We start from the raw sequence: 24,383 nt of genomic DNA on the forward strand, positions 1-24,383 counted from the left end.
CAGGAGCGAATCCAGTGGAGACACGCGCCGGTGGCCAAGCGCATGAAAAAACCGCCGAACGAAGGAAATGGAATAATAAATCCGTTTCCTTCACTTTCGTTTTAATCGTTCCACGTTCTATTGCATTTTCGTTAGAGTTCGCTTTTAATCGGCGATGCTAATACAGAAAAGATCGCCCGCAGCCATATCGAGGAGGATAGGCTGCAATTAAGGGGCTGTATCTTTTACTGTTTTCATAATGGGAGGAATCGCCTTGAAAAAACTCAGCTACCGCCTTGCTGCGGCATCCGCGCTTTCGTTTTTTGTCACATCGAATGCATATGCTGTGACTGAGATCCAGTGGTGGCACGCCATGACCGGCGCCAACAACGAAGTCGTGGATTCGCTTGCCAAGGAATTCAACGACAGCCAGAAAGACTACAAGGTCATGCCCGTCTTCAAGGGCACCTATCCCGAAACCCTGAACGCCGGCATCGCCGCCTTCCGCGCCAAGCAGGCGCCTGCCATCATTCAGGTCTTCGATGCCGGCTCCGGTGTCATGATGGGTGCTGCGGGCGCCATCAAACCGGTAGCGGACGTGCTGAAGGAAGGCGGCTACACCTTCAACAAGGATGAATATCTGGCAGGCATCGTCGCCTATTATTCCAAGCCTGACGGCACCATGCTGTCCTTCCCCTATAATTCGTCCTCGCCGATCCTCTATTACAACAAGGATATCTTCCAGAAGGCCGGCCTCGATGCCGCCAACCCGCCGAAGACCTGGCCGGAAGTTTTCGATGCCGCCAGGAAGATCAAGACCAGCGGTGCCGCGCAATGTGGTTTCACCTCCACCTGGTTGACCTGGATCCAGACCGAAAACTTCGCCGCGTGGAACAACGTCTCCTATGGCAGCAATGAAAACGGTCTCGGCGGCACCGATGTGAAGCTCGCCGTCAATGCGCCGCTCTTTGTCGAGCATTTCCAGGCGATTGCCGATCTGGCGAAAGACGGTGTCTTCCGTTATGGCGGCCGCACTTCGGAAGCCAAGCAGCTCTTCATGTCCGGCGAATGCGGTATTCTGACCGAATCCTCCGGCGGCCTTGGAGATATCATCAAGACCGGAATGAATTACGGCATCGGCCAGCTTCCCTATTATGAGGGCCATGGCCCGCAGAACACCATCCCGGGCGGCGCCAGCCTCTGGGTCTTCGGTGGCAAGAGCGATGCCGAATATAAGGGCGTAGCGGAGTTCTTCCACTTCCTCTCCCAGACCAAGATCCAGTCTCGCCTGCATCAGGTCTCTGGCTATATGCCGGTCACGATCGCAGCCTATGAGGAAACCAAGAAATCCGGCTTCTACGACAAGAACCCCGGCCGTGAAACGCCGCTGCTGCAGATGATGGGCAAACCGCCGACAGAAAACTCCAAGGGTGTGCGTCTCGTGAACCTGCCGCAGGTGCGCGACATCATGAACGAGGAGTTCGAGGCGATGCTGGCAGGCAAGCAGGATGCGAAGGCAGCGCTCGACAAGATAGTCCAGCGCGGCGACGCGGCCATCAAACAGGCCGCCGGCAATTAAACGATCCCCTGCCCCGCCCGCATCCTCTGACAGATGCGGGCGGCATTTCCATGTCATCAGGAGATCGCCGTGCAAAGCGTCGTATTCCCCAACAAGATCCTGCCCTATCTGCTGGTCGCCCCGCAGATCATCCTCACGGTGATCTTTTTCTTCTGGCCGGCCAGCCAGGCGCTCTATCAGTCCACCATGCGCGAGGATGCCTTCGGGCTGAACAGCAATTTCGTCGGCCTGGCGAATTTTTCCGCGGTACTTTCTGATGAAAGCTACCTCAACTCGCTGCAGGTCACCGTCGTTTTCAGCATCCTCACCGCGCTTGTCTCCATGGGGCTGGCGCTGCTGCTGGCAACGGCGGCAGACAGGGTGGTGCGCGGCAAGGGCTTTTACCGCACCATGATGATCATGCCCTATGCCGTCGCGCCGGCGGTGGCCGGCATGTTATGGCTTTTCATGTTCAATCCGGCCATGGGAACCTTCTCTTATATCCTGCGTCGCAACGGCATCATGTGGGACCCGCTGCTCAACGGCAATCAGGCCATGCTGCTCGTCGTTGCAGCGGCTGCGTGGAAACAGATTAGCTACAATTTCCTGTTTTTTGTCGCGGGCTTGCAGGCAATTCCTAAATCATTGCTGGAGGCCGCCTCCATTGATGGCGCGCGCGGTTCGCGGCGCTTCTGGACCATCGTTTTCCCTCTGCTTGCGCCGACCACCTTCTTCCTTCTGGTCGTCAACACGGTCTACGCCTTCTTCGACACCTTCGGCATCATCCATGCGGTGACCGGCGGCGGCCCCGCAAAGGCGACGGAAACGCTGGTTTACAAGGTCTATAATGATGGCTTCGTGAACCTCAATCTCGGCTCATCCGCCGCGCAATCCGTGATCCTGATGGTGATCGTCATCGCGCTCACCGCCTTCCAGTTCCGCTTCGTCGAGAAGCGCGTGCATTACGGCTGAGGACGTCCTGATGATTGAAAATCGCCCCATCGCACGCGTGATTGCCCATCTGATGCTGGTGCTCGGCATCATCATCGTGGCCTTTCCGATCTACTACACCTTCATCGCTTCCTCGATGACGTCGAACGACATCATCCGGCCGCCCATGTCGCTGCTGCCAGGCGGCCATCTCGGAGAAAACTATACCGACGCCATGGTTGGCGGCGTGGAAAGGGTCGTCGGCGTCAGCCTCGAACGGCTGCTGTTCAACAGCTTCGTCGTGGCGCTGGCCATCGCCATCGGCAAGATCATCATCTCGTTCCTGTCCGCCTTCGCCATCGTTTTCTTCCGCTTTCCCTTCCGCATGGGCTTTTTCTGGATGATCTTCATCACGCTCATGCTGCCGGTGGAAGTACGCATCCTGCCCACCTACAAGGTCATCGTCGATCTGGGCCTGATCGACACCTATGCGGGGCTCACCCTGCCGCTGATGGCTTCAGCCACGGCGACCTTTCTCTTCCGGCAATTCTTTCTGACAATTCCCGGTGAAATGGTGGAAGCGGCGCGCATCGACAATGCGGGTCCGTTCCGTTTCATGCGCGATATCCTGCTGCCGCTCTCGAAGACCAATATCGCGGCACTTTTCGTGATCCTCTTCATCTACGGCTGGACGCAATATCTCTGGCCGCTGCTCGTGACCAACGACGCAAAGATGAACACGATCATCATCGGCCTCAAGCGCATGGTGGATTTTACCGATGCCTCGACGCCTTGGAATTATGTGATGGTGACGGCGATCCTCGCCATCATCCCCCCTGTTATCGTTGTGGTGCTGATGCAGCGCTGGTTCGTCAAAGGTTTGGTGGAGACCGAGAAGTAATGGCAAAAATTGCGCTGAAAGACGTCCGCAAGGTTTATGGCGGCAATGTCGAAGCCATCAAGGGCGTATCGATGGACATCGCCGATGGCGAAATGATCGTGCTCGTCGGTCCCTCCGGCTGCGGAAAATCCACCCTGCTGCGCATGATCGCCGGTCTGGAAGGCATTTCCGGCGGCCAGATCGTCATCGGCGACCGCGTCGTCAACGATCTGGAACCCTCAGACCGCGACATTGCCATGGTGTTCCAGAACTACGCCCTCTACCCGCATATGACGGTGCGCCAGAACCTTGCCTATGGCCTGAAGAACCGCAACACGCCGAAGGAGGAGATCGAGCGGCGTATCACGGAGGCGGCCAAGGCTCTCGAAATCGAACAATTCCTGGAGCGCAAGCCGCGCCAGCTTTCCGGCGGCCAGCGCCAGCGCGTGGCCATGGGCCGCGCCATCGTGCGCAAGCCCGCGGCATTCCTGTTCGACGAGCCGCTTTCCAACCTCGACGCCAAGCTGCGCGTGCAGATGCGCGTCGAAATCCGCCGCCTGCAGCGCTCTCTCGCCACGACAAGCGTTTACGTGACCCACGACCAGATGGAAGCCATGACGCTGGCCGACCGGCTGGTGGTGCTGAATGCCGGCCGCATCGAGCAGATGGGCACGCCGATCGAGCTTTACGAGAAACCGGCCACGACCTTTGTCGCCACCTTCATCGGCTCGCCCTCGATGAACCTGCTGAACCACGGGACGGCGACGGCCAACGGCTCTTCCGGTTGGTCGGTGATAGAAAGCACCGCACTGCCGCAGGGTGCTGCCACGCTCGGCATCCGCCCGGAAGACATCACCCTTGCCAGTGAGGCCCCCTCCGACGCTGCATTCACCGGCACCGTGCAGGTGGACGCCGTGGAACTGGTGGGTGCGGAAAGTTACGTGCACGGCTCCTTCGCCGACGGCACCACCATCGTCTTCCGCGTCCACGGCCGCTCGCAACTGCGCATCGGCGAAACGCTGAAAATCGCCGCCCAGGCAAAGGATTTCCATCTGTTCGATTCGGCGGGGAAGCGGATTTAAGCCACTGCGGGATGCCATTACTGCGACGTCCAGCATCTAAGTAATGGCGTCCCGTCGTGTTAGCCGCCCTTTCTCGCCGTGAAATGAAAGGTAAGGACATCACCTTGATAATGCTCGGAAAGCAAAACGTCCTTCATTCCGTTCCGACTGAACGCCGCGAGGATGGCGACAGGATCATATTCCGACATTCGCATTGAAAGTGTATTCCAGCCTTTTCCACGCAGGAATCTGTATGTTGCCGCCAGCACTGGCACATTGTGGCGCAGGTGATAGCGTAGGCGGTCTGACAAGCGGCGTTCAGGCCGTTTGACGCTCGCCTGGAGAATGGCGACACCGCTGGGGCCGACCTTAGACAGCAACTTGTCGATCAGCATCACTCCCCTCCTGGCATCTACGTGCTGGAGAACGATATAGCTGAGGACGAGGTCAAATTCGCCCGAAGCGTGACTTAAATCGTCGTCTGAAGGGACCATTTCGACATTTTTGACATTGTATAACTGGCAGTTCTTAACGGCTTCGGCACGCATGTCTGGAGATAGTTCAACGCCGATTACGGTTTCAAAACGGGATGCAAGCGGTATGCTCATTCGAGCCACCCCGGCACCGAACTCAAGAACACGTCCTTTACCCAACGGCCCGAAATACTGTTCCGCACGACCCAGCATCCAAGAGACATTGGCTTCCCCGGTTGCGAAGAATTCCCCCTTCGTTGCCTCGATATTTGAAGTGTGAAATCGGTCTTCGGAATACACGCCGTAATATGGGTTTTTCCTGCCCCATTCCAGCCACTGCGTATCGCTCATAAAATCCCTCAAACATAAGCAGACAATAAAATTTATATATCCACTATTCAATACAATAACAGATATTACTTTGCAAAACAAATACATTAACAATAAATGCTATTAATAACACACAAGCACAACCAAAATATATATTATATATACTCGGACGAGCACTGACGTGTATTAAGGGGGGGCGGTGCGGAAAGACGCGGTGAAGCAAACATCGCAAATTTCGACTGAACCCCCTTTCAGTTTTGAAATGAAAAGGGGTTCAAAAGCCTGAAATCCCGTGCTTCGCCACCATGAACGGCGACCAACCAAGGGAGCGCCAACCTACCAGACGAGTTCCACCTGCGGCCGGCCATTGGAAGTTTTCTCCAGGGTGCGGCCTGAGGTATCGACATTGCAATGAACGCGCTGGCGGAAAGCGGAGAAGCTTTCGAAGGTCACGACATCCACGGGATCATCGAGATGCAGGGTCAGCCGGTAACGTTCGGGATCCCCGCCGAGCGCCTGCACGCCCAGAACGGAGGCCACGAAAGGCTGCCCGAGGTAAAAACCTTCCACCCTCGAACCCAGAAGATAGGGATTGAATGCGGGACGATTTCCCGCAGCGGCATGTAGCGTATTCCAGTCGCGGAAGCCATATTGCGCGGCGATGAGTTCCAACGCCTTTGAATGGGTGATTGACTGCTCCTCATCCTCGAGAGCGGCACGCAGGCGCTTTGCCTGTTCTTTCAGCCCCTCAAGTGCGGGAAGCGGTTTGGACACGTTCATAACGGTTCTCCAACATGTGCATGCCGAATGTTCCGAAGGGGGTCCGCGTTGCCATCGACGACATGCAAAACATGGGATGACCGTTATCAAGAAAAGAGCTTCACCAGGGGCGCAAACGCGCCTGCGGACGGCCGGGGCTCTTGCCCGTGGCCGTCCCTATAGCCCAGAAAGCGCCGCCCGTCAAAGGCCGCGCTTCATCGATCTACTGTCAGAAACGATAGGTGATACCCGCGCCAATCAGCCACGGATCCAGCTTGGCCTTGCCGCTGATCGGCGTGCCACCGAGTTCCGCCGTCCAGTCGGTCTTGAGGAAGATCTTCTTCACGTCGAAGTTCACACCCCAATGCTCATCCAGCATATAGTCGAAACCGACCTGCACGGCGGCGCCCAGCTTGTTCTTGACGTCGAGATTGCTGAAGCCGGGCTTTTCCGTCTGGTTGTAGAACAGCGAATAGTTCACGCCCGCGCCGATATAGGGCTTGAAAGCGCCGAAGTCGGTGAAGTGATATTGCAGCGTCAGTGTCGGCGGCAGCAGCCAGGTCTTGCCGACCGGCGTGCCGGCCAGCACGCCCTCGCCATTGATTTTGGCATAGGTGGTGCCGAGAATGAGTTCGGCGGCGAAGTTATCGGTGAAGAAATAGCTGATGTCGAGTTCCGGGATTACGGTATCCGAATAGGACAGGCCAGCCCCTGGCACACCGTCGACGCTCCCGCTGTCGTTGGTGATGACGCCGAGGCCGCGCACGCGCAGCATCCACGGGCTTGCCGCCGCAATCGCTTCCTCCGCAGTCGGAGCCGGCGCCGCCTGGGTCATATCAGCGGCTATCGCATCGGCAGACCCGAGCATGGCGGCAACGCCAATCGCAATACTGGCAAGCAAGGCGTTGTTTCTGTTTCTATTCGTCATTCCATCTCTCCTATAGCGCACCGCAGCCGGGCAAGTCCCCGGAACCGGCTGATGACGGCGGGCCTTGCGAATCTTCGCCTGCCGCAACCGCTTGGGAGCCACTATGACGAAGGGTGACGCAGGCCGATTGAGATGGATCAAACCGGGATGCCCTTCATGTATGGAAGCGATGAACCGGCAAGCATTGTGACAATTACGCAACAATGCCGCCCGGCGACCCGCCTACGAAAGTCGGAATACGGAGAAGGCCACATGCGCAGGCCTCCCCCTATGCATATCACGCCGTCTGCGGCGTCAGGGTCGCGGAGCCCGGCTTTCGCAGCAGCAGAACCGAGACGGCGGCAATCATGCACATCAGACCGGCAATCTGCAGCGCAGGCATATAGGTATCGAAGTCGCTCTTGAAGAAACCGGCGCCAAAGGCGGCGGTGGCTGCCCCCAGCTGATGGCCGGCAAAGACCCAGCCGAAAACAAGACCGGCCTTTTCACGGCCGAAGTTTTCCGCGGCAAGCTTCACCGTCGGCGGCACGGTCGCTACCCAGTCCAGCCCGTAGAAGACGGCAAAGACCGAAAGCTCCACGAAGCTGAAGCCTGAGAATGAGAGGTAAAGCAAGGATAGCCCGCGCAGACCGTAGAACCAGAACAACAGGAAGCGATTGTCGAACCGGTCGGAAAGCCAACCGGCGAAGATCGTGCCGAAGAAGTCGAAAATGCCGATCACCGCCAGCGTTCCCGCCGCTGTTACCGCAGCCATGCCGAAATCGCCGCAGATCGAGATCCAGTGTGTCTGGATGAGACCGTTGGTCGAAAGTCCGCAGACGAAAAACGTGCCGAACAGCACCCAGAAGACCGGGTTGCCCGAGACGCTTTTCAGCGTCACCAGCGGCGATGCCAGCGTGGCGAGGAGATTGTGGTCCTGCTTGACCGGCTTTGTCACCACCGTCTCACCATAGGCCGGCAAACCGACATCAGCGGGGTGGTCACGCATCAAAAGCAGGACGAGGACCATGGCGGTGGCAATCACCGCGACGGACAGGGTCAAGGCGGTTCGCCAGCCATAGGCTTCCGTCAGCGCCGCCAGCAGCGGCAGGAAAACCAGCTGGCCGGTGGCGTTGCTTGCCGTCATCAGGCCGATCACCAGTCCCCGGCGCTTGGAAAACCAGCGTGTCGCCACGGTGGCGCCCAGCACCAGGGCAGTCATGCCGGTGCCGACGCCGATCACCACGCCCCAGAGCAGCAGCAATTGCCACACCTCAGTCATGAAAAACGAGGCGACAATGCCGCCCATGATCAGGGCAAGCGCGGTGGAAACCACCTGCCGGATGCCGAAATGGTTCATGAAAGCGGCGGCAAAAGGACCAAGCAGACCGAACAGCACAAGCCTGACGGCCATGGCCGAAGAAATATCGGCGATATCCCAACCGAATTCCTGATGCAGCGGCTGGATCATCACCCCCGCAGATCCCATCGCACCGGCGGTGGCCAGCATGGTGAGAAAGGTGGTCGCCGCGACGAGCCAGCCATAGTGCAGATTTCTGCCGGCCATCCAGCTGGCGAGGCGTGTGGAGAGCATGTTCGAATTCCCTTTCCGGCGGCCGCGGCCGATATTTTACGGGTATATACCCACATTGCGGGCAGATAACCGCATATGCCCAAAAACTACAGGGCTGCGAGCAGTTCCTGCAATTGTGCTGTCTTCTCGGGCCCAAGCCGGGCCTCGATTTCATCCTGCACTCCATCCCAGAGCGGTGCGCCCGCTTTGAGGATCGCGTGCCCTTCTTCCGTTACGGTCAGCATCGCTTCCCGCTGATCCTCGCCGTGACCAATAGCGACCAGACCCATTCGCGCCAGCACCTTGGCATTACGGCCAACGGTGGAGCGATCAAGCTCCACCCTTGCAGCCAGGTCGGTCAGCGAGACCGGCGCAACGCGGTTGATGTTCCGCAGCAGGCTGAACTGACCGATATTGACACCGAGCGGCGCCAGCGCCTCGTCATAATAGGACGAGACCTTGCGGGATGCTTTGCGCAACAGAATGCAGTGGCAATGGCTGCTAGACATGATACCGGGTATATACCCGTAGATAGTCGCGCGCAAGACCTGCCACAGGAATTGTCGACCGCCGCAGGGCCTCGCACTCGCGCGAAGCGCAAACAATAAACCCCGGCTTTAGGCCGGGGTCTGATATCATGAGAGAGTTCGTCTCAGGCGGAGAGCCGTCGGCCGCTTGCCACCAGCAGCCCGGCAGCACCTTCAAGCCAGCCAGCTTTCAGCTCCAGCGCCAGGAAACGGCTACGCTCGAACGGGCCGGGCATGATGAGATGTTGGGCCTTGTCGGCGAAAAAGCCGAAACGCTCGTAATAGGGTGCGTCGCCAACCAGAAGAATGGCGCCATGGCCGCGCCTGGTGGCCTCGGTAATGGCGGCGCGCATCAGCGCCGAGCCGATGCCCTTGCCCTCATGAGCGGCATCGACGGCAAGCGGGCCGAGCAGCAGCGCTTCGACGGCGCGGCCTTCGCGGGAGATACCGGCTTCGACGTTCCACAGGCGCACCGTGCCGATGACATGGCCGTCCTCATCGCGGGCGACGAGCGCCAGGCCTTCGGCGGGAACGCGGCCGGCGCGCAGCTTTTCGGAAGACTTGCGGCGGCGTCCGGCGCCCATGGCGCGGTCCAGCAGGTTCTCACGGGCAACGACATCGCCCGGATTTTCCTGATCGACATGAAATGTCTGCGGTGTGAAAAATGCCCGTACCGAATTCAAAAGAGCGGCCATCCTTGGCCTCCCGTCACACAACCGCCCACACGCGGCCCTTGATAAAAATTGGTGGAGCCGTTCCGGCCCGCCGACACGCTTTCCTCGGCTGGAAGAGGTGCAGCAAGCAGGGATTTGCGCAACAGCACAATCGGCAGGGCCGGAACGGAAGCTTGGTCGAGACGCCGCCCTTTCAGCGGACGGCGCTCGGATCAGATGACGTAGGCCTTCAGCGGCTCGAAACCGTTGAACGCGACCGCCGAATAGGTGGTCGTGTAAGCGCCCGTGCCTTCGATCAGAACTTCATCGCCGATGGTCAGCGAGACCGGCAGCGGATACATGTTCTTTTCATACAGCACGTCGGCGCTGTCGCAGGTCGGGCCGGCCAGAACGCAGGGCTCCATCTCGTCCTGATCGCGCTCGGTGCGGATCGGGTAACGGATCGCCTCATCCATCGTCTCGGCGAGACCGCCGAACTTGCCGATGTCGAGGAACACCCAGCGGTGGTTGTCATTGTCGGACTTGCGCGACACGAGAACGACTTCCGCCTTGATGACGCCGGCATTGCCGACCATGCCGCGGCCCGGTTCGATGATGGTCTTCGGGATCTGGTTGCCGAAGTGCTTGCGCAGCGCCGTGTCGATGGCCTGGCCGTATTCTTCGGCAGCCGGAACGTCGCGCAGGTACTTGGTCGGGAAACCGCCGCCCATATTGACCATCTGCAGGTGGATGCCCTGTTTGGCAAGCGAAGCGAAAACGCGCTTGGCATCGGCCAGTGCCGCATCCCATGCGTCAAGGTTCATCATCTGCGAACCGACATGGAAGGATACGCCGTAGGACTCAAGACCGAGCTGATGGGCGTAAACCAGAACGTCGACAGCCATCTGCGGTACGCAGCCGAACTTGCGCGACAGCGGCCATTCCGCACCTTCGCCATCCGTCAGAACGCGGCAGAACACGCGCGCGCCGGGAGCTGCACGGGCAACCTTCTCAACTTCCTCATGGCTGTCCACGGCGAAGAGATCGATGCCGAGCGCATGGGCGCGCGCAACATCGCGTTCCTTCTTGATGGTGTTGCCGAAGGAGATACGGTCGGAAGTCGCACCCGCATCGAGCGCCATCTGGATTTCAGCCACGGAGGCGCAATCGAAGTTGGAGCCGAGCGAAGCAAGCAGCTTCAGGATTTCGGGAGCCGGGTTTGCCTTCACGGCATAATAGATCGCGCTGTTCGGCAGGGAGTGCCGGAACGCGTTGAAATTGTCGCGCACGACGTCGAGATCAACCACGAGGCAAGGGCCTTCGGGACGTCGGGTCTTGATGAAGTCGAGAATGCGTGCAGTCGTCATCGATGTATTCCCTGTTAAACCGGCTCCGGAAAAATCCGGAGGACAAAGGACGCTCGAGATATGCATTCGAATCAGCCGGTGGAGGCGCAGAATCGATAGCATACGCTCAAGGCGCGAATGTGAACGACGCCCTGCCAGAGCATCATTCGGCTTTGTCTGCCATGGATTGGAGGGAATGACCCGACCGCACTTCAGGCAATGATGGTGTGCCTCTTTAGTACCCCGGCTGATGGAGAGCCGGCAGAGAACCAGAAAGGCCCGCACCGTCGTTGCTTCGTATGTCCTCGCATTTTCCGGTTGGCCGGAATAGCGACTGGAGGGGTTAGTTCCAGGTACCTTACCTAAATCCTCACCACATCGAGGAATCGGCGGACACACATGGGCACGTGCGACTTTGGGCAGCACGGGAGATAAGAATATTCGCCGTCATAATCAAGAGGATTTTTTCACCATATAGCGGAATTTTTCAGCAGCGATTTTAAGGTTGAACAGTCAGGATGCAGCGTTCAATTATATGGAACAAACTGGAGGGTTTTCATGGACACGCTGACGCGCATCCGCGCCTTTATCGATGTTGTCGAAGCGGAGGGGTTTTCCGCTGCGGCGCGCAAGACCGGGCGCTCCAAGGCGCTTCTGTCCAAATATGTGCGGGAACTGGAGGACGATCTCGGAGCGCTTCTCTTAAACCGAACCACGCGGCAGTTTTCGCTGACGGAAGCCGGGCACACCTATTACCGCACAGCATCCGACATTCTGAAGGAGATCGACAATCTCGCCGACCTTGTTCGGGAAAAGAATGCCGATCTGAAAGGAAAACTGCGGATCTCCGTTCCACGCACTTTCATCGACGCGGAGGTCGGCCAGAGCCTCATCGACTTCGCCAAGGAAAATCCGGAACTGTCGCTTGAGATCGTCGCGGAAGACCGATTCGTCGACCTGATCGAAGAAGGCTTCGATCTCGCGATCCGGATCACCCGGCTGGAGGATTCGGGCCTGATCGCCCGCAAGCTTTCCGATTTCCGGGTCTATGCGGTGGCGACGGCGGATTTCGTCGCGCAACACGGACCGCTCGATGGTCCGCAGGATTTCTCCCGCGTTCCCTTCATCATCGACACCAATACGCGTTTTCATAATACGGTGCGGTATCTGGAGCCGGATGGCGGCTCAAATTCGGTCGCCATCAGCGGCCCAATCGAGGTCAACAGCCCACAGGCGACCCTGCGCGCGGCGCGTGCCGGCCTCGGCATCGCCATGGTGCCTGACTTTATCGCCCGGCCCTATATCCAGTCCGGAGAACTGGTGACGCTGTTCGACGATTACATTTCCAAGGACCGCGGCATTTATGCGGTCTATCCGCATCGTCGCTACCTGCCCGCCAAGGTGCGCAGTTTCGTGGATTATCTCTCGGCGTGGTTCAGGAAGAACGGGTGAAGGGCCGGGCGGCATTCGCCGAGCGTCCTTCCGTCATGCCGGACTTGATCCGGCATCCAGCCACGGCGCGTCTGCGCCGTGAAAGGACTCTCTCGCGATCAAGGACTTGATCGCCCTGGACCCCGGATCAAGTCCGGGGTGACGGAGTGGGGATGCAGCCGTCTCGTCAAATCCAAACCTAGGCAAAACTTTTAGCAGCATCGACGCCCGCCTTGCAGCGGGCGTCGCATGGCAGAAGCCAGCTCGTCAGAACGGCGAATCCGGAAAGTAGAACTGCTCGGCATTGTCCTTGGTGATCAGCGTCGCATCGAGGATGTACTCACCCGCGACCGGCACCTGATCGTAGAAATGCCCGGCCGTCAGCTGCATGGCGGTCGCCACCATCGCCGGCGGATAGAGCACGTCGACCGGCACAAGCTTGTCGCCGTCCATGACCTTCTTGATCATGTCCTTGGACCCGGCACCCGCGACGATATACTGGATATCGGTGCGTTTGGCCTGCTGGATGGCTTCCAGCACGCCGATTGCCATATCGTCGTCCTGACACCAGACCACGTCGATCTTCTTGTACTTGGTCAGATAGTCCTGCATCACACGGAAGGCGTCGTCGCGGTTCCAGTTGCCGTACTGGCGGTCGAGAACCTTGACATTCGAGCCGGCGATACCCTTGTCGAAGCCATCCTGGCGCTGCTGGTCGATCGGGATCGGCAGGCCGCGAATGACCACGACTTCGGCATCCGGCGTCGTCTTCTTGATGTATTCGCCGGCCACCTGGCCGAGCGCCGGGTTGTTGCCGGCCACATAAAGATCGCGGATCGAATTGTCGTTGACACTCGGCGCGCGGTCAACGAGCGCGACAAAGGTGCCCTTGTCCTTGATCTCCTTGATGGCGTTGACAAGCGGATCGGGATCGGACGGCAGGACGACCAGCGCGTCGAGCCCCTGCACGGCCAGATCCTGCAGCGCATTGGCCTGGTTTGCGGCGTCCGGCGATGTCTTGACGATGACGTTGAGACCCGGATGCTCCTTCATCAGAAGCTTCGCCACACGTTCGGCATGGTAGACCACGCCCGCCGTCCAGCCATGGTCGGCCGCCGGAATGGACACGCCGATCGTGACCTTTTTGTCCTGCGCGTGGGCCGAACCCGCCAGCACCGTTGCCAGCGCGGCAAAGGCCACGCCGATGAATTTATTACGCATAGTCTCTTTCCTCCCAAGACCGGGGCGTTCCTCCTCCAACCGCGCCTGCCCCACATGGCGCGGCGTGATACCTTACCTGCGGCTGAGCGAGCGCTGCACCAGCATGGCGATGATGATGATGGCCCCCTGAATGGCGCCGATCAGATATTCGCTGACGAAGTTCGACAGGATCATGATGTTGCCGACGATCTCCAGAATGAAGGCGCCGCAGATCGTGCCCCAGATGCGACCTACCCCGCCGCGCAGCGCCGTACCGCCGACGACGACGGCCGTAATCGCCTGCAGCTCCCACAACATGCCTGTCGTTGCCGAAGTAGACGCCAGGCGCGGGACGTAAAGCAGCACCGCAACGGCGACGCAGAGCCCCTGTACCACATAGGCGATGGTGCGAACCCGGGCGACCGGAATGCCGGAATAACGCGCAACATCCTCACTGGAGCCAACCGCCGTCAGATGCCGCCCGTAGCGGGTACGGTAAAGCACGAAGGCGGCTATCGCAGCCGTGACGAAGATGACGATGACCGGCACCGGCACGCCCAGAACATTGCCGAAATAGACCGGGCGATAAAGCGTCTGGATTTCCGGGTTGCGCAGCGTGATCGCGCCGCCCTGCGACAGCCAGGTCGTCAGCCCGCGATAGATACCCATGGTGCCGAGTGTGGCGATGAAGGGTTCGATGCGGCCGATGGTGGTGATGAGCCCGTTTACCAGCCCGCAGGCCGCGCCGATGGCGAGCGCGAGCGCCATTGCCGCAAGAAGCATCAGCAACGGGCTCGCTATCGCGCCGCTGTTCATGAACAGGATCATCAGGCTGGCCACGAAAGCAACCATGGCGCCCACCGACAGGTCCAGCCCGCCTGACGTGATGACATAGGTTGCGCCCAGCGCGATGATGGCGATGAAGGCGCTGCGGGTGATGACATTCAATAGATTGTCGATACCGATGAAATTGGGATTGGCGATGGTGCCGAGAACCAGCAGCAGTGCCAGCGCCACGAAAGGCGCGACGGCGCGCAGGTCCCAGTCCTTCGAGGTCTTCGGCGTTTTGCCGTTATCAAATGCGGCCTCAGTCATATTTCCCCTCAGTTTCTTTTGTCAGGCCATGTTTCCCGGAAAGCGGGCGCTCAGGCGGGTTCCTGCGTGTGAACACCCGTCGCCAGCGCCACGATGTCGTTTTCAGTCATGCGCTCCCCCGTCACCTCACCGACAATCCTGCCCGAACGCATCACCAGAATGCGGTCGCAGATGCCGATCAGCTCCGGCATTTCCGAGGAAACGACAATGATCGAGCGCCCCTCATCCGCAAGCCCGGCGATAAAGCGGTAAATCTGCTCCTTGGTGCCGATATCGATGCCGCGGGTCGGCTCGTCGATGATGACGATGGACGGGTCGAGCAGCATCATCTTGGCCAGCAGCAGCTTCTGCTGGTTGCCGCCGGAAAGCTGGCCCGCCAGCAAGTCCTTGCGTCCTGTGCGAATGTCGAAGTCGCGCACCGCAGCATCAAGCGCGGTCGTTTCCCGGCCGGTGTCGATCTGGAACAGACGGCTGAATTTTTTCAGCGACGCAAGCGTGAGATTGACCCGCAGATCCTTGGTGAGCAACAGCCCCTTCCCCTTACGGTCTTCGCTGAGGTAAACGATGCCGGCCCTGAGGCTGTCCTCCGCCTTGGCGAAGTGCACCGTCCGGCCAAGGTGACGCACCGTCCCACGCCCGGTCCGCAGGCCCAGCACACCCTCCATCAGCTCCGTCCGGCCCGCCCCCACCAGCCCGGCAAAACCAAGGATTTCACCTTTGCGCAGGCTGAAACCGGCATCCTGCGCATAACCGGGAACGTTGAAATGCTCCACCTCAAGAACAGGCTCGCGCTCGCCGCCGGCGTTCCGGTCGGGATAGAGTTTCGCCACATCGCGCCCCACCATCAGCCGCGCCATATCGGCAGGCTCCAGCTCCGAGGCCGGGTGAGAGGCGACCAGCCGGCCGTCGCGCAGCACGGTCACGCGGTCGGCGATTTCCTTCACTTCCGGCAGGCGGTGCGAGATATAGAGCACGGCCACGCCTTTCGCGCGAATATCGCGGATGACGTTAAGCAGCGCCTCGGTTTCGATAGGCGTCAGGCTGGCCGTCGGTTCGTCAAAAATGACCAGCCGATGCGGCACGAGCAGCACGCGCGCGATCTGCACCAACTGCCGCTGGGCGATAGACAGGCTGCCGACGATGGCATCGGGGTCTATCACGCCGCCCAGTTCGGTGATCGCCCTGCGGGCGCCGTCGCGCATGGCACGATCGTCCACCACTGGGCCCTTGCGCAGTTCGCGGCCAAGGTAGATGTTCTGCGCCACCGTCAGATCAGGCGCGAGCAATATTTCCTGATGGACGAGCACAATGCCGCGATGTTCGGCATCCACCGGCCCGCTCAGCGTGACCGGGTCGCCGTCGACACGGATCTCACCGCCCGAGGGCTTTTCATTGCCCGCCAGCAGTTTCATGAGCGTCGACTTGCCGGCGCCGTTCTCACCGATGATGGCATGCACCTCACCGGCCCGCACGTCTATCTCTATGTCCTTCAGAACCTGAACCGGTCCGAAAGATTTCGATAACCCGACCGTCCGGACAAGCGCCGGTTCCGCAGTAACCTCAGCAATAGCCATGCGCCCTCACCGACATCCGGTGCGAACGGGCGGCTCCTGCCCTTCGATTGTCCTTGAAGTGACCATGAACGAACTCCTCCCAAAGCTCGAAGAAGAAGCTAGCGTTGGTTTTGAGGTACGTAAAGCAAATTTCGCTTGTCTGTTAGAATACACTGAAATGTGAGGGCCGTCCGGTGGACGGGGAGCTCGCAAAACGCCTCACTATGCAGGGGAACGCTGGAAGCCTTTCATGAGGCGATGTACCGCTTCGGCGCCGTCGCTGGCCAGATCGAATCGTTTGCCGAACAGCAGCCAGTCGGAGCACATGCCCTTCAAAAGCCAGTAAAGCGCGCCAAGCGCGGATTCCGCGGTCCAGTTGTCGTTAAACGCGCCTTCCGCCTGCGCCCGCTCGAAAGCCGCCTCCAGCCGCTCCTTGTGGTATCGATCCAGCTCCTCCTGAGCATGAAGCACGGGCGCGAACTCATCGGAATAATTGGTACGAAGACTGATCGTCATGATGCGCTGGCGCTGTTCGTCGCCCGCCAGGAGCGCCAGCCATTTGCAGGCCGCTTCTTCTATCCTGGAGAGCAGCGCCGCACCCTTGAGGTCGGGATCGCCGAAATCGAGCAGGTCGGATTCCGGCAACGCCACCGATTGGTAAAGGCCGATGAAGAGATCGGTCTTGCTGGAAAAATGCCAGTATATCGCCCCGCGTGTGACCCCGGCCGCGGCCGCCACCTCGTCCAGCGAGCTGTTGGCAACGCCCTTCTTGAAGAACACCCGCTCGGCAGCGGCAAGGATCGCCTGACGCGTCTCTTCTGCCTCGGCCTTGGTACGGCGCATTCCGTTATCTCCTTCCACTGCCGGCACGGCGCTTCCGCACCGTGCCTTTCCTCAATACCGGGGCGTCATGACATGACGGTGTCCCGGCTTTCCCTCGATGTTATTCCGCCGGTGAAACGGCGTCAGCAGCAATCTCGTTCTCCTTCTTCCGATCCCCGAAAATCTTCATGACGAAAACAAAGAACACGGGAACGAAGAAGATCGCGAGGATCGTCGCCGAGATCATGCCGCCGAGAACACCGGTACCGATGGCATTCTGGCTCGCGGCGCTCGCGCCGGAGGCGATCGCCATGGGCAGCACGCCGAGCGAGAAGGCGAGCGACGTCATCAGGATCGGCCTGAAGCGCAGATGCGCCGCCTCCACCGTCGCATCATAGGTGGATTTGCCCTCTGCCCGCAGATCCTTGGCGAATTCGATGATGAGGATCGCATTTTTCGCGGAAAGACCGATGATGGCGACGAGGCCGACGAGGAAGTAGACATCGTTCGGCATGCCGCGCAGCATCACCGCCGCCACCGAGCCGATGACCCCGAGCGGCACCACCAGCATGACGGAGAGCGGAATTGACCAGCTTTCGTAAAGCGCTGCGAGCAGCAGGAAGACGAACAGCACGCTGAGACCGATGAGCGCCGGTGCCTGCGAACCCGACTGGATTTCCTGCAGCGACTGGCCGGTCCATTCGAAACCGAAACCGCCGGGCAATTCGCGCGCCAGACGTTCCATTTCGGCAATGGCATCACCGGAGGAGTAGCCCGGCGCCGCCTGGCCACCGATACGGATCGCCGGATAGCCGTTATAACCGACCACCTGAGAAGGACCGCGCACCCATTCCACCGAGGCGAAAGAGCTGATCGGCACCATGCCGCCATTGGCGTTGCGGATGTTGAGGTTCAGAAGATCCTCGGTCTTCATGCGCTGGCCCTGTTCGGCCTGCACCGTCACGCGCTGCATACGGCCGGCATTGGGGAAGTCGTTGACGTAGGACGAACCCATATTGGCCGAGATGGTGGCGTTGATATCGCTGAAAGTCACGCCGAATGTGTTTGCCTTCTCACGGTCGATGACGAGATTGACCTGGGCCGCATCCGGCATGCCTTCGATGCGAAGGCCGGCAAGGATGGGGCTCTGCCGCGCCGCGGCCATCAGCTGCGCGCCGGCGGCGCTCAGTGCCGTCTGGCCCGCTCCGGACCTGTCCTGGAGGCGGAAGGTAAAGCCGCTGGAGTTGCCGAGACCCTGAATGGGCGGCGGCGACAGCGCGAAGGACATTGCGTCCGGCAGGCCCCAGAGCTTGCCATTGATCCGGGCTGAGATGGCCGCTGCAGAATCCTCCGGTCCACGTTCGCTCCAGTCCTTCAGCGTCGCGAAGGCGAGGCCAGCATTCTGGCCGGAACCGGAGAAGGAGAAGCCCGACACGGCGATGACGCGTTCAACCGCAGGCTCTTCCAGGAAGATCTTTTCGATCTGCTGGATGGACTGCAGGGTGCGGTCGCTGCTGGCTTCCGCAGGCGCCTGGATGTCCACGATCAGGTAGCCCTGGTCTTCGTTCGGCAGGAACGAGCTCGGCAATTGCATATAGGCCCAGCCGAGACCGACCAGCAGCGCCGCATAGATCACCATGAAGCGGCCGGAGCGCTTGATGATGCCGCCGACCGAAGACGAATATTTGTGCGACGCCTTGTCGAAGTTGCGGTTGAACCAGCCAAAGAAGCCCTTCTTTTCATGATGCCCGGCCTTGATGGGCTTCAGGAAAGAAGCGCACAGCGCCGGCGTCAGCGACAGGGCCAGGAAGCCGGAAAACAGGATCGACACCACCATGGTCAGGCTGAACTGCTGGTAGATGATGCCGACGGCGCCGGGGAAGAAGGCCATGGGCACGAACACGGCCGTCAGCACCAGCGTGATGCCGATGATCGCGCCGGAAATCTGGCCCATTGCCTTGCGGGTCGCCTCCTTGGGCGACAGATGCTCTTCCGCCATGATGCGCTCGACATTCTCAACAACGACGATCGCGTCATCCACCAGAATGCCGATGGCGAGAACCATGGCGAACATGGTCAGAACGTTGATCGAGAAACCCGAGACATACATGACGGCGCAGGTGCCGAGCAGCGCCACGGGCACCACCAATGTCGGAATGATGGTGTAGCGGATGTTCTGGAGAAACACGAACATCACCACGAAGACGAGGATGATCGCCTCGATCAGCGTGTGAATGACCTTCTCGATCGAAATCTTGACGAAGGGGCTGGTGTCATAGGGAATTTCATACTCTATGCCCTGCGGGAAATAGCGCGACAGCTCCTCCATCGTGGCGCGTACGCCCTCCGATGTCTGCAGCGCATTGCCGGTCGGCGACAGCTGCACGCCGATGGCGGCGCTCGGCTTGCCGTTCAGGCGGCTCGAGAAGTTATAGCTTTCGCCGCCCACCTCCACACGCGCGACATCGCGCAGCCTGACGGAAGAACCATCCGGGTTGGCGCGCAGCACGATGGAGCCGAACTCTTCCGGCGATGTGAGCTGACCCTGCACGTTGACGGTCGCGGAAATCTGCTGGCCAATCGGGTTTGGCGATGCACCGATGCGGCCGGCGGCGACCTGCGAGTTCTGCGCCTGGATGGCGCCGATGACGTCGCTCGACGTCAGGCTGAGGCCCAGCATCTTGTCCGGATCCATCCATATGCGCATGGAGCGCTGGGTGGCAAAGAGCTGCGCGCTGCCGACGCCGGGAACGCGGCGCAATTCGCCGAGCACGTTGCGGCTGAGATAATCGCCGAGACCGATGGCATCGGTATTGCCGTCGACGGAGGTGAGCGCCACCATCATCAGAAACGAGGTGCCCGCCTGTTCCACGCGCAGGCCCTGCTGCGTCACTGCCTGCGGCAGGCGTGGCTCCACGCGTGCGATGCGGTTTTGAACTTCGACCTGCGCCTCACCGATATTGGTGCCAGGTTCAAACGTGACGTTGATCGAAATGCGGCCGGAAGCCTCCGATGTCGACTCGAAATAGATCAGGCCGGGAACACCGTTCAGTTCCTCTTCGATCGGGCGCGTGACGCTCTGGTAGATATCTTCCGGCGCCGCGCCGGGATAGGTCGTGGAGACCGAAATCTGCGGCGGCGCCACATTCGGATATTGCGCAATAGGCAGCATGGGAATGGCGAGCAGGCCCGCCAGCATGATGAAGATGGCGACGACCCAGGCAAAAATGGGCCGATCGATGAAAAAACGTGCCATGAAATCGGTCCTTATTGCTTCTGGGCCGGAGCCGCGCTCTCGCTGCCTGCGGCAGCGGCGACATCGGCCTCGTCGGACCAGGGTTCAGGCTTCACCTTGGCTCCCGGGGCGGTCTTCTGGAAGCCTTCGGCAACAACGCGGTCGCCATCCTTCAGCCCTTCCGAAATTACCCAGCGGTCACCGATGGAACGGCCGACGCTGACGCGCCGCTGCTCGACCGTATCTTCGGCGTTGACGACAAGCACGCTCGCCTGACCGCCGGCATCGCGCTGAACCGCCTGCTGCGGCACCGCGAATGCAGCCTTCTGAATGCCCTGCTGGATCTGCACGCGGACATACATGCCCGGCAGCAGATCGCCGTTCGGATTGGGAAATTCACCGCGCAGCGTCACCTGGCCGGTGGTCTCATCAACCGCCGCCTCCGAAAACAGCAGACGGCCGGGCTGCGGGTAACGGCTGCCGTCATCAAAGAGCAGATTGACTTCGGCTTCATTCGGGCCGGTCATCAGCTTGCCGTCCTGAAGCGCCTTGCGCAGCCGAATGAGATCGGCCGCCGGCTGGGTGAAGTCGGCATAGATCGGATCAAGCTGCTGGATCGTCGCCAGGTTTTCAGAACCGGTCGCGCTGACGAGCGCGCCTTCCGTAATACGCGCGCGGCCGATCCGGCCGCTGATCGGGGCTTTGACATCCGCATATTGAAGATTGAGCTTCGCTTCGGCCAGGCCTGCCTCAGCCACCGCCACCTCGGCATCGGCCTGCGCCAGCTGGGCAATGGCGTTGTCGAATTCCTGCTGCGAACCAACGTTGGAACGGCGCAGCTGCTGCTGCCTGTCGGCCGTCTGGCGCGCCTGAAGCTGCGCGGCCTGCGCCCGGCGCAACGTGCCCTCGGCGCTGTCGACGCGCACCTGGAACGGGGCGGGATCGATGCGGTAGAGGACATCGCCTTCCTTCACCAGCGAACCCTGCTCGAACACGCGCTCAACGATGATGCCGGAGACACGCGGGCGCACTTCCGCAAGTCGCGTCGGTGCAATGCGGCCCGGCAGGTCGTTGGTTATCGGCAGCTCTTCCTGCTTTACGGTCACGACCTTGACCGCACCAGGCGGCGGCGCCCCGGGGGCAGACGCCTGCTCGTCGCTACATCCGACCACAACGATGCCCGCCAACAACACCGCCACGATCTGCCCCAGTCTATTCGCCATTCTGCGCTCCGAATCCATGAAAAAGGTCACATTTACATACATACTAAGACGTATGTAAATTTCTGACAATAGAATTGTTGCAGCGCAAAACCGGCCTCACGCGCTTGTGAAGCCGCGCGAGACGGCGTGGAAACACGGCCTGCATTCGCAAGAGCATCGGGAAACGGAAGGGGGCTGGGACCCACGACGGCGCGGGTCCCACCTTGGGCCTTATGGCCGGAAGATCAGAAATAATTGCGCGAGCGAGGGTCGATGACCCCTCTTACCGTCAGGACAAACGCTTCAGCGAGCTGGCTTCCGGCTGGGGGCCGGCATTGGTCTTGTCGTTATTGTCGGCAGACCTGTTACGCAGCGCCGCGTAATAGGCATTTTTCTGCTCGTACATATTCATATCGGCGCGGCGCACCAACGATTCCATCGTCTCGCCTGCCTCGCTGGTCGCCACACCCAACGACAGGCTGAGCGGCGCGCTGGAATAGAACTGGTTGTTGATCTTCAGCAGCTCATAAACGGTTTCGACCATGGCGGCGGCCACCTGCTTGTCGGCGCCGGGAAGAAGAATGGCGAATTCGTCGCCGCCGATGCGGGCTGCGTGGTTCGGCGCAGTCACCACGCCGTTCAGCACCTCGCCCATGCGTCGCAACAGGGCGTCGCCAGCATCGTGCCCCAGCTTGTCATTCGCGTCCTTCAGGCCGTTGAGATCGATCACAATCGCCGATACGGGCCGCAACGCGCTGCGCTCCAGCCTGTTCAGCTCGTCGGAATAGAAGGCGCGGTTGTGCAGCTTGGTCAGCACATCGTGCTTGCCGAGATATTCGAGGTAGGCTTCGGCTTTCTTGCGCGCGGTAATATCCGTCAGCGCCACCTGCACCAGAGACCAGTCCCGCTCATACCCGGGAAAAACCGAAAAATGCAAAAGCAGATGCCGCTCGGAACCGTCCAGCGCGTAGTTCACCACCTCGCGGTGATGGCTGAGATTACCGTTCCAGAGTTCCATCAGCTGTTCGCGGAACGGCTTTTCCATCTCGTCGCGGAAAATATCGCCTAGCCGCTGCAGCAGAACCTGCCGGTCCGGCGCACAGAACAGGTCGAGCGTCGCGCGATTGACGTCGATGACGCGGATTTCGCTCATGCATTGCCGCACGAATTCCGGATGCACATCCATGAAGACCCGGAAATCGATGATGCCGCGCTCCCTGACCTCCTCGATCAGGCGCCTTACCCGGCTGAAATCCTCCACCCACAGGGACACAGGCGAATGTTTGAACATGCCCTCGGCATAACGGCGGTTGAGCAGCTCCTTGCGGCGGGCCTCCTCCCGCTCCGTCACATCCTCGGTGGTCAGAAGCAGCCGGTCGAGCGTGTCCTCGTGGCCGGGTATCACCGCGCCGCGCAACTGAATGTCCAGCCGCCTGCCACCGATCGAATAATTGACAGCATTGCTGGTGAATTCCGTCTTGCCGGCCCAGAGTTCGGAAAGCTCGTTCACATGGCTCTCTAGCATGTCATCGCGAAAGATGCGGTGCAGATTGTCGACGAGATGGTTCTGGTCGTGGGCCTCGAACAGTTCCAGCGTCCTGGCGTTGACCTGAATGACGCGGATCTTCTGCGAACAGGCCGCCACCCTTGTCAGATCGTCCAGAAGAAACGCCCTGAGATCCTCTACGCCCTCCGCCCGCCAGATATCGAACTGGCGCTTTACCTCGCTGAAATCCTCGATCCACATCGCCACGGGCGCAAGATTGAAGACATTGGCATCGATCGTCTCAGTCATACGGGCAAGTCTTCTCAAGGATAGGTGCAGGCGGATCACCAAACGAAGCGGCGCAGCAATAGCCGCCGCCTACGGGAATTTATTAGGGATATTCGATCCAAAGCAAGCATTTATCGCGCAAACCGCCGGATTGCGCGACAATTCATGGTTTTTTGCAGACCGCAGGCCCGTTACCAGAGCTTCACGTGTCGGTTTACATCCTTATAGAGCAGATAGCGGAATCGGCCCGGCCCGCCCGCATAACACGCCTGCGGGCAATAGGCGCGCAGCCACATGAAGTCGCCGGCCTGCACCTCCACCCAGTCCTCGTTCAGCCGGTACACGGCCTTGCCTTCGAGAACATAAAGGCCGTGTTCCATGACATGGGTTTCCATGAAGGGAATGGTTGCGCCCGGCTCGAAGGTGACGATGTTGAGATGCATGTCGTAACGCACGTCATCAGGATCGATGAAACGGGTCGTCGCCCATTTGCCGTCGGTGTCCGGCATTGCCGAAAGGGCGGTCTCGTCTTCATGGGTGAAGATCGCCGGCGGTGGCTCCAGCCCGTCTACGGCCTGAAACGCCTTCCGCACCCAGTGGAATTTGACCGGCGCCTTGCCCGAATTACGGATCTGCCAGCGGCTGCCGGCCGGAAGGAAAGCGAAGGAGCCCTCCCGCAGCTCATGCCGGGCGCCCTCGAATTCAACGGTCATCTCGCCATCGACGACGAAGATCGCCGCCTGCGCCCTTGCGTCCGGCTCCGGCCGGTCGCTGCCGCCGTCGGGCTGCACTTCAACGATATATTGCGCGAAAGTCTCGGAAAAGCCGGTCATCGGCCGGGCGATGATCCAGGCACGCGTGCCGGTCCAGTGGGGCAGCACGCTTGTCACGATATCGGACATCACGGTCTTGGGGATGACAGCATAGGCGGTCTTGAATACAGCCTTGCTCGACAGGAGTTCCGTCTGCCCGGGCAGACCGCCCATATCCGAATAATATCTCTTCATTTCAGCCATTCCATTCTGCAATGCATTCGGCGCGGATTCTTAGGCCCGCGACGAGGTTTAAGCAAATGGTTATTGGCAGGAAGACGGG

Annotated in this window: 20 protein-coding genes; 5 read left to right on the forward strand and 15 right to left on the reverse strand. The window is 60.1% G+C overall.

Annotated elements, in window-relative coordinates:
* The first annotated feature begins 247 nt into the window (after positions 1 to 247).
* From ugpB to EYD00_RS14610, 4 genes are all read left to right on the forward strand, one after another.
* Positions 248 to 1,558, forward strand: coding sequence for a sn-glycerol-3-phosphate ABC transporter substrate-binding protein UgpB (gene ugpB, locus EYD00_RS14595; protein WP_169692189.1), 1,311 nt, complete (start codon positions 248 to 250; stop codon positions 1,556 to 1,558).
* A gap of 69 nt (positions 1,559 to 1,627) precedes the next feature.
* Positions 1,628 to 2,509, forward strand: a complete 882-nt coding sequence (gene ugpA / locus EYD00_RS14600) for a sn-glycerol-3-phosphate ABC transporter permease UgpA (RefSeq protein WP_004445049.1) — start codon at positions 1,628 to 1,630, stop codon at positions 2,507 to 2,509.
* 10 nt (positions 2,510 to 2,519) lie between these two features.
* Entirely contained in the window at positions 2,520 to 3,368 is an 849-nt protein-coding gene (ugpE, locus tag EYD00_RS14605; RefSeq protein WP_004445050.1) for a sn-glycerol-3-phosphate ABC transporter permease UgpE, read from the forward strand.
* Positions 3,368 to 4,429: a sn-glycerol-3-phosphate import ATP-binding protein UgpC gene (locus EYD00_RS14610; protein WP_034496666.1), complete on the forward strand. Its 1,062-nt coding sequence runs from the start codon at positions 3,368 to 3,370 to the stop codon at positions 4,427 to 4,429. The genes ugpE and EYD00_RS14610 overlap by 1 nt, the downstream gene beginning before the upstream one ends.
* Before the next feature lie 59 nt (positions 4,430 to 4,488).
* Here the strand turns inward: EYD00_RS14610 and EYD00_RS14615 are convergent, their stop codons facing one another.
* From EYD00_RS14615 to odc2, 7 genes are all read right to left on the reverse strand, one after another.
* The gene (locus tag EYD00_RS14615) at positions 4,489 to 5,232 is read right to left on the reverse strand and encodes a class I SAM-dependent methyltransferase (protein WP_034496668.1); all 744 of its coding nucleotides are present in this window, start codon (positions 5,230 to 5,232) and stop codon (positions 4,489 to 4,491) included.
* A gap of 315 nt (positions 5,233 to 5,547) precedes the next feature.
* On the reverse strand, positions 5,548 to 5,991 hold the full coding sequence (locus tag EYD00_RS14620; protein WP_034496669.1) for a glyoxalase superfamily protein: 444 nt from the start codon (positions 5,989 to 5,991) through the stop codon (positions 5,548 to 5,550).
* Between the two features lie 208 nt (positions 5,992 to 6,199).
* The gene (locus EYD00_RS14625) at positions 6,200 to 6,898 is read right to left on the reverse strand and encodes an OmpW/AlkL family protein (RefSeq protein ID WP_006700374.1); all 699 of its coding nucleotides are present in this window, start codon (positions 6,896 to 6,898) and stop codon (positions 6,200 to 6,202) included.
* A gap of 277 nt (positions 6,899 to 7,175) precedes the next feature.
* Positions 7,176 to 8,471, reverse strand: a complete 1,296-nt coding sequence (locus EYD00_RS14630) for an MFS transporter (RefSeq protein ID WP_034496672.1) — start codon at positions 8,469 to 8,471, stop codon at positions 7,176 to 7,178.
* An 86-nt stretch (positions 8,472 to 8,557) separates the two neighbouring features.
* Positions 8,558 to 8,959: a MarR family winged helix-turn-helix transcriptional regulator gene (locus tag EYD00_RS14635; protein ID WP_034496674.1), complete on the reverse strand. Its 402-nt coding sequence runs from the start codon at positions 8,957 to 8,959 to the stop codon at positions 8,558 to 8,560.
* 143 nt (positions 8,960 to 9,102) lie between these two features.
* The gene (locus tag EYD00_RS14640; protein WP_006700372.1) at positions 9,103 to 9,672 is read right to left on the reverse strand and encodes a GNAT family N-acetyltransferase; all 570 of its coding nucleotides are present in this window, start codon (positions 9,670 to 9,672) and stop codon (positions 9,103 to 9,105) included.
* 191 nt (positions 9,673 to 9,863) lie between these two features.
* A complete protein-coding gene (gene odc2 / locus EYD00_RS14645) occupies positions 9,864 to 10,997 on the reverse strand; it encodes an ornithine/lysine decarboxylase (RefSeq protein ID WP_004445074.1) in 1,134 nt (377 codons plus the stop codon).
* Between the two features lie 537 nt (positions 10,998 to 11,534).
* On the opposite strand from odc2, the gene EYD00_RS14650 reads away from it, so the two are divergent.
* Complete coding sequence (locus tag EYD00_RS14650; protein WP_004445076.1) at positions 11,535 to 12,428, forward strand: LysR family transcriptional regulator; 894 nt, start codon at positions 11,535 to 11,537, stop codon at positions 12,426 to 12,428.
* Between the two features lie 246 nt (positions 12,429 to 12,674).
* Here EYD00_RS14650 and EYD00_RS14655 read toward each other — a convergent pair whose 3' ends face one another.
* The 8 genes from EYD00_RS14655 to EYD00_RS14690 all read right to left on the reverse strand — a co-directional run bounded on the left by EYD00_RS14655 (position 12,675) and on the right by EYD00_RS14690 (position 24,304).
* Complete coding sequence (locus EYD00_RS14655; RefSeq protein WP_004445078.1) at positions 12,675 to 13,628, reverse strand: substrate-binding domain-containing protein; 954 nt, start codon at positions 13,626 to 13,628, stop codon at positions 12,675 to 12,677.
* 72 nt (positions 13,629 to 13,700) lie between these two features.
* Positions 13,701 to 14,702 carry an ABC transporter permease gene (locus EYD00_RS14660; protein ID WP_004445079.1) on the reverse strand — a complete coding sequence of 334 codons (1,002 nt, stop codon included), beginning with the start codon at positions 14,700 to 14,702 and terminating at the stop codon, positions 13,701 to 13,703.
* 50 nt (positions 14,703 to 14,752) lie between these two features.
* Positions 14,753 to 16,276: a sugar ABC transporter ATP-binding protein gene (locus EYD00_RS14665; protein WP_034496678.1), complete on the reverse strand. Its 1,524-nt coding sequence runs from the start codon at positions 16,274 to 16,276 to the stop codon at positions 14,753 to 14,755.
* Between the two features lie 201 nt (positions 16,277 to 16,477).
* Positions 16,478 to 17,098, reverse strand: a complete 621-nt coding sequence (locus EYD00_RS14670; protein WP_006700369.1) for a TetR family transcriptional regulator — start codon at positions 17,096 to 17,098, stop codon at positions 16,478 to 16,480.
* A gap of 100 nt (positions 17,099 to 17,198) precedes the next feature.
* A complete protein-coding gene (locus EYD00_RS14675; protein WP_034496681.1) occupies positions 17,199 to 20,333 on the reverse strand; it encodes a multidrug efflux RND transporter permease subunit in 3,135 nt (1,044 codons plus the stop codon).
* An 11-nt stretch (positions 20,334 to 20,344) separates the two neighbouring features.
* A complete protein-coding gene (locus tag EYD00_RS14680; RefSeq protein WP_004445090.1) occupies positions 20,345 to 21,535 on the reverse strand; it encodes an efflux RND transporter periplasmic adaptor subunit in 1,191 nt (396 codons plus the stop codon).
* A 268-nt stretch (positions 21,536 to 21,803) separates the two neighbouring features.
* Positions 21,804 to 23,309: a sensor domain-containing diguanylate cyclase gene (locus tag EYD00_RS14685; RefSeq protein ID WP_034496686.1), complete on the reverse strand. Its 1,506-nt coding sequence runs from the start codon at positions 23,307 to 23,309 to the stop codon at positions 21,804 to 21,806.
* Between the two features lie 170 nt (positions 23,310 to 23,479).
* Positions 23,480 to 24,304: a bifunctional allantoicase/(S)-ureidoglycine aminohydrolase gene (locus tag EYD00_RS14690; RefSeq protein ID WP_034496687.1), complete on the reverse strand. Its 825-nt coding sequence runs from the start codon at positions 24,302 to 24,304 to the stop codon at positions 23,480 to 23,482.
* Positions 24,305 to 24,383: the final 79 nt, after the last annotated feature.

It is taken from the genome of Agrobacterium sp. 33MFTa1.1, assembly GCF_004328495.1.
GTDB lineage: Bacteria > Pseudomonadota > Alphaproteobacteria > Rhizobiales > Rhizobiaceae > Agrobacterium > Agrobacterium pusense.

What these genes read in the sequence shown, in the direction of transcription:
- ugpE (WP_004445050.1), top strand. Translation starts at nt 2,520, where the DNA reads ATGATTGAAAATCGCCCCATCGCACGCGTGATTGCCCATCTGATGCTG.
- EYD00_RS14610 (WP_034496666.1), top strand. Translation starts at nt 3,368, where the DNA reads ATGGCAAAAATTGCGCTGAAAGACGTCCGCAAGGTTTATGGCGGCAAT.
- EYD00_RS14615 (WP_034496668.1), bottom strand. Translation starts at nt 5,232, where the DNA reads ATGAGCGATACGCAGTGGCTGGAATGGGGCAGGAAAAACCCATATTAC.
- EYD00_RS14620 (WP_034496669.1), bottom strand. Translation starts at nt 5,991, where the DNA reads ATGAACGTGTCCAAACCGCTTCCCGCACTTGAGGGGCTGAAAGAACAG.
- EYD00_RS14625 (WP_006700374.1), bottom strand. Translation starts at nt 6,898, where the DNA reads ATGACGAATAGAAACAGAAACAACGCCTTGCTTGCCAGTATTGCGATT.
- EYD00_RS14630 (WP_034496672.1), bottom strand. Translation starts at nt 8,471, where the DNA reads ATGCTCTCCACACGCCTCGCCAGCTGGATGGCCGGCAGAAATCTGCAC.
- EYD00_RS14635 (WP_034496674.1), bottom strand. Translation starts at nt 8,959, where the DNA reads ATGTCTAGCAGCCATTGCCACTGCATTCTGTTGCGCAAAGCATCCCGC.
- EYD00_RS14640 (WP_006700372.1), bottom strand. Translation starts at nt 9,672, where the DNA reads ATGGCCGCTCTTTTGAATTCGGTACGGGCATTTTTCACACCGCAGACA.
- odc2 (WP_004445074.1), bottom strand. Translation starts at nt 10,997, where the DNA reads ATGACGACTGCACGCATTCTCGACTTCATCAAGACCCGACGTCCCGAA.
- EYD00_RS14650 (WP_004445076.1), top strand. Translation starts at nt 11,535, where the DNA reads ATGGACACGCTGACGCGCATCCGCGCCTTTATCGATGTTGTCGAAGCG.
- EYD00_RS14655 (WP_004445078.1), bottom strand. Translation starts at nt 13,628, where the DNA reads ATGCGTAATAAATTCATCGGCGTGGCCTTTGCCGCGCTGGCAACGGTG.
- EYD00_RS14660 (WP_004445079.1), bottom strand. Translation starts at nt 14,702, where the DNA reads ATGACTGAGGCCGCATTTGATAACGGCAAAACGCCGAAGACCTCGAAG.
- EYD00_RS14665 (WP_034496678.1), bottom strand. Translation starts at nt 16,276, where the DNA reads ATGGCTATTGCTGAGGTTACTGCGGAACCGGCGCTTGTCCGGACGGTC.
- EYD00_RS14670 (WP_006700369.1), bottom strand. Translation starts at nt 17,098, where the DNA reads ATGCGCCGTACCAAGGCCGAGGCAGAAGAGACGCGTCAGGCGATCCTT.
- EYD00_RS14675 (WP_034496681.1), bottom strand. Translation starts at nt 20,333, where the DNA reads ATGGCACGTTTTTTCATCGATCGGCCCATTTTTGCCTGGGTCGTCGCC.
- EYD00_RS14680 (WP_004445090.1), bottom strand. Translation starts at nt 21,535, where the DNA reads ATGGCGAATAGACTGGGGCAGATCGTGGCGGTGTTGTTGGCGGGCATC.
- EYD00_RS14685 (WP_034496686.1), bottom strand. Translation starts at nt 23,309, where the DNA reads ATGACTGAGACGATCGATGCCAATGTCTTCAATCTTGCGCCCGTGGCG.
- EYD00_RS14690 (WP_034496687.1), bottom strand. Translation starts at nt 24,304, where the DNA reads ATGGCTGAAATGAAGAGATATTATTCGGATATGGGCGGTCTGCCCGGG.